The organism is Frankia sp. CcWB2, assembly GCF_977927585.1.
The window spans coordinates 9,677-13,432 of record NZ_CDWRCM010000107.1 but is presented as its reverse complement, the minus strand read 5'-3'; the positions used below and the strand labels follow the sequence as shown (position 1 = coordinate 13,432).

Sequence of the window (3,756 nt, the reverse complement as noted above, 5' to 3'; positions counted from 1 at the left end):
GGCGTGCCGGTGCGCGTACTCGATGGCAAGCTGGGATTTTCCCACCCCGCCCAGGCCGTGCAGCGCCTGGATCATCGCCGTGCCGCCCGAGAGCAACCGCTCACGCAGTTCGACGAGCACGTGGTCCCGGCCGATGAAGTCCGGGTTCGCCGGTGGGATGTTCCAGATCGGCGGCAACGCGCCGGGCAGGCGCGGTCCGGTGGAGACATCCTCGGCCTCGGCACCCCCCGGCGGGGCGATCGGACCAGGAAAATCGGGCGCCGCCGTGGGGCGCTGCGGACCGCGCACGGCCTCGAACAGCCGTTGCCGGGCCGTGGCCTCGTCGACGCCCGACAGATCGGCCTGGATTCTGGCCCGCAGCAGGGGTGGGGAACACATCGGCTCGATACGCACCGGAATCAGCCGGTCGCGTTTCCCGTCGTCTTGGACGAGCGCGTCGGCCCACTGTTCGATGGCGTAATCCCCGGATTCGAGATAAGCCTGGGACAGGACCGCGACGACATGATCGGCCTGGCCGAGCGCACTGCTCATCGCCGCGACGAAGTTGCGCCCCGCGGCCCAGTCCCACACGTCGAGTTCGACGGCGAACGGATTCGTCTCGATGTGTTCGAGCTGCCAGGCAATCCATTCCGCCCAGGCTCGATCGCGCCGAGCGTAACTAATGAAGATTTTGGCGCGCCGACCAGGTCCCTCGCGCATCCGTCCGCTCTCCCCCTGCCCGAACAGCCGCAACGACCACAGTGGTTGATCGAGGTCCGATTAGAATAATCGATGCCAGGGGGAAGCGGAGCACGACTGGGGTTAGATTGATCTTCATCGGGGACTGGCTGGGCACGGCTTTGCCAGCTTATGAGATCGGTACGGTCCTCGGCCAAGGCGGTTCCGGCCTGGTCATCGCGGCTCGGCATCGGCGACTTGACCGGGAGGTGGCAATCAAGGTCATCCAAGGTGACCGATCCAGCACTGAAAGTTTCGACAGCGAGGCGCGCATGCTCGCCGCCCTCGACCACCCGCACGTCGTGCAGGTCTACGACTACGTCGAGGCCGACAACGGCGTGGCCATCGTCATGGAGCTGCTCGCGGGCGGCACACTGGGCCAGATCCTCCGGCACAGGATGCTGCGGATCGAGACGGCATGTGCCCTGGGCCTGGCGCTCGCCGGCGCACTCGATGCCGCGCACAGCGCGGGAATCCTGCATCGGGACGTCAAGCCGGAGAATGTGCTGTTCGCCGAGAGCGGGATGCCGAAGATGACGGACTTCGGCATCGCCAGGATGACCGAGGACGGCACCGCCAGGACCGACAACTTCGCTGGCACGCCGCGTTACATGGCCCCGGAGCAATGGCTGGGAAAGCCACTCGGCCCGACCATGGACCTGTACTCGCTCGGACTGGTCATGTTCGAGCTCCTGGCCGGTCGCCCGGCCTTCGACACACGCGGAATCGGAGTCGCGGAACTGGGCCGCCTGCACCTCGAAGCCACACCGGCCCTGCCGTATAGTGTGCCACCGCATAGTGTGCCACCGCGGATCCGCGAGGCGGTCGCGCGCACCCTCGCGAAGGATCCGTCCGAACGGCCGCGGTCCGCCGAGATCTTCGCGGTGGAACTCGCCCGGGCAGCGGCGGCGGAACTGACCCGGAACTGGTTGACCCTGGCCGCGATCCCGATCTTCCTCAGTGACCACATCAGGGAGTCGGCCGCGCCAGCGCCAGGTTCCCAGGCGTCCCCGTCGGCCCCGCGAAATCCGCTGTCCGCGATCCTGCGCCGGGGGAACAAAGCGAGCCCTCGGCTAGCGGATGATCTGGCGCCGACCATCCCCGCGTTCACCAGGTCCGCCTTCGCGGCCGCGGGAACGGACGCCGCCGCGGGAACAGACACCCTCGGGCCGGACGCGGTCACCGTGCGAGGAGACGCGGACAGCGTGGTCACGGAACCACCTCCGCTACCGCCGGGGCGGGTGCCTGGCCTCGAGGCCAGGCCGGCCGGGTCGCCCAGGCTACCCGCGTGGGACTCGGTCGCCGTCAGGATCGCTGCTGCCGAGCTCGATGACCTGTTCCTCGACGATCTCTCCACCATGCTTCCCGCGTCGGCCCCGCCGCCACCGAACCTGCCCGGCCCGCCAAGCCTGCCCGCCGGCCCACCGAGCCTGCCCGGCCCACCGGACACGGCCGGCGAGCCGGACCCGATCGGGTCGGCCGGGTCGGCGGACCGCTCCGCCCCGGTCCCGCGCCCGCCCGCCGGTGAGCCGGCCGATCCGGCGGTCGAGATCGATCCGAACGGCGCCGCTCGCCGCGACCCCGCGATTGATGAGGAACCCGTGGTCGCGCCCGTCGAGGCGGGGCGGATGATCGACGGTCGTGACGATAAGGCCGCCCATGGCGCCTCGGGCTCGGTCGAGACCGAGACCGGCAAGGCAGGGGCGCATTCCCCCTCCGTCGCCACCAAGATCCTGGCGCGGCCGGGCCTGCTTCCCGTTCCGGTAAACGTGGGGCCGCCGGACGAACTGTCCGCGGACGAGTCCGTCGCGCAGCGGACCCGTCTCGCGTCCATGGGGGCGCTCAACGTGCCCGTGGCCAAGCCCACTGCCGGCTCGAAATGGGACAACAACTTTTCTGGCAGGCCCTGACCTTTCCGGCAAGTTTTGACCTTTCCGAAAATTCTTGGCCGGGCTGGGGCGAAGCCTGTTAGGGGACGTAATGAAGTAACAAATACGTGATCGAGAGCATCATCGCAGGTCACAGGCCTGTGGAGGGTTCGAAACGCGCAAGTTATTTCATTTCGACTCCTTAGACGTACATATACATCCGCACGGTCGTGCCAACCCAGGTCGACCGGAGCTGGACGAGATCGCACAACTGGTTGACGAGCCACAGCCCGCGGCCGCCGCCCAGGGACAGGTCCGGGCGGCGGCGTCCGGCCAACCGGTCGTACAGCCGGCCGCCGTCGCGGACCTCGCAGATCAGGCAGGCGTCGTCCGTCCAGATGCGGACCACTCCATGGCCCCCGCCGTGGTGCACGCTGTTCGTGGCGACCTCGTGCACGGCCAGCTCGAACTCGCCGGTCCGCTCGGCGCCCAGGCCCCGGGCCAAGGCGACCCGGGTCATCTCGGCGCGGACATGCCCCAGGTCGTGCGGGCCGAAGGCAAACTTGATGCGGGGAACGCCGAGGTCCGGCAGGGCCTCGGCCAGTGGGTCGGGGCCCGGACCCCCGACGACGGACCCGGGCGATCGATACCGGGAACTGACCCGGCCCAGCCCGCCCTCCACCACCACGGGATGGGTGCGCCAGATCTCGTCGACGAGCGGCGAGTCGATCCGGCCCACAGCATAGAGGCACCGCAGCCGCCACGCCGGCGGCGCGGCGAACGCCTCGTTGAGCAACGCCTCGTGCAGCATGCATGCTCGCCGCTCCGGGCCGGACCGGTCCAGCCATATCGGCTCGCCGATCCCCCGTACCAGCCGACCGCGTTCGACACCGAGGTCCAGAAAATCCTGCCAGGCCGAAATAATCCGGGCCGGATTACGACCGAGCTCGGCCATGTCGAGAAAAGAGACGCGCTGCGCGGCCCGACCGAGGGCGGCGCGTAACTGGCGTATCCGCCTGTGTCACGGCGACCAGGACGGCCTCGTCGGCCGCGAGCCCGGCGAGCACGAAATCGTGCGTTGCGCTGAGGAAACCGGCGTCGCCCTGATACAGGAAAGCCTCGTGGCGAATCCCGTCGAGCCCACTTCCACCGGCGATCGGGCCACAGATGG

At 69.0% G+C, this 3,756-nt stretch carries 3 protein-coding genes; 1 reads left to right on the top strand and 2 read right to left on the bottom strand.

The genetic code is table 11. The annotated features are described in order from the left end of the window. The coding region (locus ACY45C_RS12740; protein ID WP_462187837.1) for a toll/interleukin-1 receptor domain-containing protein at window positions 1-699 on the bottom strand (699 nt) is incomplete at its 3' end. A 107-nt stretch (window positions 700-806) separates the two neighbouring features. Between ACY45C_RS12740 and ACY45C_RS12735 the strand changes: the two genes are divergently transcribed. Continuing rightward, window positions 807-2,627, top strand: a complete 1,821-nt coding sequence (locus tag ACY45C_RS12735) for a serine/threonine-protein kinase (RefSeq protein ID WP_462187836.1) — start codon at window positions 807-809, stop codon at window positions 2,625-2,627. Between the two features lie 160 nt (window positions 2,628-2,787). On the opposite strand, the gene ACY45C_RS12730 is transcribed toward ACY45C_RS12735, so the two are convergent. Then, the gene (locus ACY45C_RS12730; protein WP_462187840.1) at window positions 2,788-3,597 is read right to left on the bottom strand and encodes an anti-sigma factor RsbA family regulatory protein; all 810 of its coding nucleotides are present in this window, start codon (window positions 3,595-3,597) and stop codon (window positions 2,788-2,790) included. Between the last annotated feature and the right edge of the window lie 159 nt (window positions 3,598-3,756).